The organism is Paenibacillus roseus, from assembly GCF_016424485.1.
Lineage (GTDB): Bacteria > Bacillota > Bacilli > Paenibacillales > Paenibacillaceae > Paenibacillus_D > Paenibacillus_D roseus.
Map to the genome: position 1 here is coordinate 1 of NZ_JAELUP010000116.1, position 4,072 is coordinate 4,072.

General features: G+C 42.9%; 5 protein-coding genes. 2 read left to right on the forward strand and 3 right to left on the reverse strand.

What is annotated here, in order from left to right; all coding sequences use genetic code 11:
- Positions 1–877 precede the first annotated feature (877 nt).
- A complete protein-coding gene (locus JFN88_RS22805; protein ID WP_199021660.1) occupies positions 878–1,813 on the reverse strand; it encodes an IS3 family transposase in 936 nt (311 codons plus the stop codon).
- Positions 1,810–2,136: a transposase gene (locus JFN88_RS22810; RefSeq protein WP_199021657.1), complete on the reverse strand. Its 327-nt coding sequence runs from the start codon at positions 2,134–2,136 to the stop codon at positions 1,810–1,812. Before JFN88_RS22810 ends, JFN88_RS22805 begins: the two co-directional genes overlap by 4 nt.
- Positions 2,137–2,385: 249 nt before the next feature.
- Between JFN88_RS22810 and JFN88_RS22815 the strand changes: the two genes are divergently transcribed.
- Positions 2,386–2,766: a hypothetical protein gene (locus JFN88_RS22815; RefSeq protein ID WP_332908540.1), complete on the forward strand. Its 381-nt coding sequence runs from the start codon at positions 2,386–2,388 to the stop codon at positions 2,764–2,766.
- A gap of 418 nt (positions 2,767–3,184) precedes the next feature.
- Positions 3,185–3,472 carry a hypothetical protein gene (locus JFN88_RS22820; protein WP_199021658.1) on the forward strand — a complete coding sequence of 96 codons (288 nt, stop codon included), beginning with the start codon at positions 3,185–3,187 and terminating at the stop codon, positions 3,470–3,472.
- Positions 3,473–3,479: 7 nt separating this feature from the next.
- Here JFN88_RS22820 and JFN88_RS22825 read toward each other — a convergent pair.
- Positions 3,480–4,072 (reverse strand): IS3 family transposase (locus JFN88_RS22825; protein ID WP_199021659.1); only part of this gene is annotated, 593 nt, incomplete at its 5' end.

Below are 4,072 nucleotides of genomic sequence, written 5' to 3' on the forward strand. Positions count from 1 at the left end.
GGGCGGCGATTGTACAAAAACAGTCACCGTCCATTTTATTGGAGATTGAACGCTTTATAAACTAGGATACGTATGAAGGGGAATTGAATAATCCGCTGACGCTGAATTTGTATACGTATGTTCATAATAACCCGATATTCTGTTTTTTACGAGGTGCAAGGGCTTCAGGAAACGGGACACACTTTCAAAAAGTTTGCCCCGCACTATTGCTATCTTACAATAAAAAGAATGACCATATGTCACATGTTACAGTAGTTACTAATAATGGAAAATTGATTAGTTAGAGTCGATGAAATAGATATGATTAAATTAGGGGTTTTTATAATTTATGGAATATATAATAATTTTAATTCCTGGATTAATATTATTTGTTTTTCCACGTTTTTTTTGGAAGTTAGGGTGGTTCAATTTCAAGAATCTAGATGGTAATGAAAGCACTTGGGGAAAAATGGACAAAAAAGCGGATTTAACTCGAAAGACCTTATATGTTTATAGGGTTCTTGGCTTGATATTAATAGTGTTTAGTCTTATCAAAATATTGTAAATATATTTGACCACATGCGAGTGTAACAACTCCATGTGGTTTCTTTTTATAACCGCCGGATATTGCCGATAGTAGCATATGAGCGGCGACGCTTTTAAGAGGAGCGGGACGCATCTGTGCTTAACTACATCTTTAGCACCTCTCTCTTGACTTAAACATTATATAAAGCATGGAAAAGAATTTGGACCAATAACTAAGGCAGCTTGTCTACAAGATGCAAGAAATCTTTATGGACAAATGGCGGTTAAACCCCCGAATTATGGACACTGCACCTCTTATTCGATGGATGACATAGAAAAGCTTGCATTTCCTACGTTTTGCAGATGTCTGTGATCATACCTTGATTATTTTGGGTTTTACGCTGCCTTGCTGGATCGCTTCCCTGTATTCGTAGGGCGACATGTCGTAAATACTCCCATGGATACGATGACGGTTGTAGTTGTGAATAAAGCCGCTGACGATCGTATACGCCTGTTGGTAACTTTCAAACGCGTGACGCTGGTAACACTCCGACTCCAATATGGCGTGAAAAGACTCGATATGCGCATTCTTATTTGGTGTCTTGGGCGGTATGCGCTCATGGACGATATGAAATTGCTCACAGGCTGCTGCAAACCGGTGGCTGATGAACTGCGGACCGTTGTCCGACCGCATAACAGGCCGAATCATTTTGTCAAAGAGCTGGCGTTTCATGAGCGCTTCCTGCGTGATCTGAACGAGATCCTTCGCCTCACAGGACAGGCCATGGTGATAGGAAACAATTGCCCGGTCGAACACATCGATGATACTCATTAGGAAAAAGAAACGCTGCTCACCTTCTACCCAACCATACTTAATATCGGTTTCCCACAGCTGATTTGAGCCTGTGACGACGCTGTTGTTCGCCAGTCGCTTCGGATGCTTGGTCTTCCGCTTTCGCTGTGGCCGCAGGACATTCATCTTCTTGCATAGCCGGTAGACTTTCTTCTTGTTGATCATAAGATGGTGCTGACGCCGTAGCATCTTGGTTAGCTTGCGATAACCATACACAGACGTGTATTCGTCAGCCAATAGCTCCATGATCCACTCGCAGATTTGTTCATCGCTTATTCGCTTGCCTTCTTGCGTATAGGAGTAACCAGGCGCGGGGCGACCGCTCCTGTGGATTTGTTCAGTTGATTGTTCCAGTTGATCCACATGGGCATAATACGTGGAGCGGCCCACTTCCAGGATGCGCAGTACTAGGGTGATCGGATGGCCTTGCCTGATATAGGTTTGCGCAATCGCTATTTTATCCGCAAGTGCGGGTTCGTTTTTTTTAACAGGTCACGGAGAATCTCCCTCTCCAGTGCCTGCTCGGCGTAAAGCTTCTTGAGCTTCTCGTGCTCTTTCTCCAAGGCGGCAAAGTCTGAAGCTGAAGGGATAAAAGCCGCTTGCTTCAACGCTGATCCATCTAGCTCATCCAGATTTTTACGCCCCAACTGCTTCGCCCACCGCAGCACCATCTTCGGATCGAGTTCATGCTGCCGCGCTACAGCCGTCATGTTACCAATCTCTTTGCCTTTAGCTACCACCATTTTCTTAAAATTTAAATCATACCGTTTTCTTTCCACTTGCGTTCCCCTCCGATTGATTTCATTCTATCGGAATAAGGGGCGTGTTGTCCAAGTTCGTTTGGGGGCTAGATAGATTCCCCCTGCAAACTTCCATGAAATCAAGGAATCGGGCTTTAACAGCGATCGGAAGAATCCTCTGCCACGCAGCGCCCCCTCCACCTAGAGAGGTCAAGCACTAATTCTGGTTTTGAGCCGAAATTTGGAGACTATAGACTTTATGGTAATTGGGATGAAAAATTGAAACAAGTGGTTTTTACGTATTTTGGAAGACATAAAACAAATAAATACAACTTGGTAGGTGCGGCGATGGATATTAAAGGCATTAAAGAATTCGTAGCTAAGTATAGTTTAGAAGAAAGAAGCTTTAAGGGGTTCTGGGATTATTTTAATATGTATCAAAAAGAACATAAAGATGATTTTGAGAAAGATTTTAATGGGTTCAACAGCAAGGAAATAGAATTATTCATTGATACCGTTTCATTGAGAATTACGAATTGGCCCGAGGAAGGGTACAATCATATAGTTATCTCGGTCAGAGTACACTATAAAGGTAAATATATGTGCTATTATACAATTGTGTTTGCTCTCAATGGAGAAGTAGAAGATGATCACCTTTCACTTCTGTAAATGTTCTGAGCCACATGTGAGTGTAACAACTCCATGTGGTTTCTTGTACGCTTGGCAGCGTAATCGACTAAGGAGTGAAAGTCTCCAGTACACCGAGAGATGGCGGAAGTACATAGCTGACACATAATGCGTAGTCCGCGAGGATACGTGCGGAGGACATGAAGGTGGAACAGGCGGCAGACCATGATGGATGCCGGAGCTGGATAACCTTGCAAAAGAAGGAAAAGTCCCATACCATCATAAGCTCTGATTGAAGAAATAATGACAATCAATAGCCAATTATTGAGTAGCAAGCGACTTGAAGCATTGAATGATGCCGCAGGCCTCACGACCTATTTCTTAAAAGAAATGCGAATTACGATGAAAAATTTAAGTGGATTATATTAACAAAATTCGGTTGGTATTGAGGACAGTGAACATGGACGTAAAACAATTGAAGAGTTGGGTTTTATCAAATGGATTAGAGGATAGAAGCTTAAAGGGTTTTTGGAATGCTTTTATGAATTATCAGCATGATTGTTCGGAAGAGTTTGAAAAAATATTTCCGAATTTTGCTCCTGAAAAATTAAGCCTAAGCGTGGATAAAGTTGCATTGACCATTAGTAATTGGCCAGAAGAAGATTACAATCATGTTGTTATCACCATTAGAATTGAATATGAAAATTGTTATGCAGGGTATTACAGTGGATTGTCAACACAAAACTGAACAACAATTATGAGGGCACTTTTCTAGCTTGTACGGGGGTAAGATAGCCGAGAGTACCGCGGATGCGATGATGATTAAACCAGTGGACGTAGTCACACAGCTCGATGGCAAGTTGCTCCTCCGTCTGGAAATGAGTCTGGTTGGCGAACTCGGTCTTGAAGATTTTAAAGGTTGCTTCTGCTACAGCGTTGTCATAGGGACAGCCATTTCTGCTGAGCGAGCGGGTAACGCCAAATGCCGTTAAAGCCTCGGAGATTAGCTGGTTATCAAACTCCTTGCCTCGGTCGGTATGAAACATCTGAATGCGGTCCAAGCGAACAGAGAGGCTCGCAATTGCCTTGTACACAAGCAAGGCCGTCTTTCTAGGTCCACTGCTAAAGCCGATCATTTCACGGTTAAAGAGGTCGACAAATAAGCATACGTAGTGCCATTTTCCTGCTACTCGTACATCGGTTAGATCGCTAACAACTACGGCATAAGGTTCTTCTTGTTGAAACTGACGCTGCAGTTGGTTCTTTGTTTGTGACTCATTTGAAGCGCTCGGAGACGGCTTGTATTGAGCGACGGTGTAACTGGAGACTAAGCCATGCTTCTTCATGA

Excerpts from the sequence above, each read along its gene's own strand:
- JFN88_RS22820 (WP_199021658.1), top strand. The coding sequence starts at position 3,185 with ATGGACGTAAAACAATTGAAGAGTTGGGTTTTATCAAATGGATTAGAG.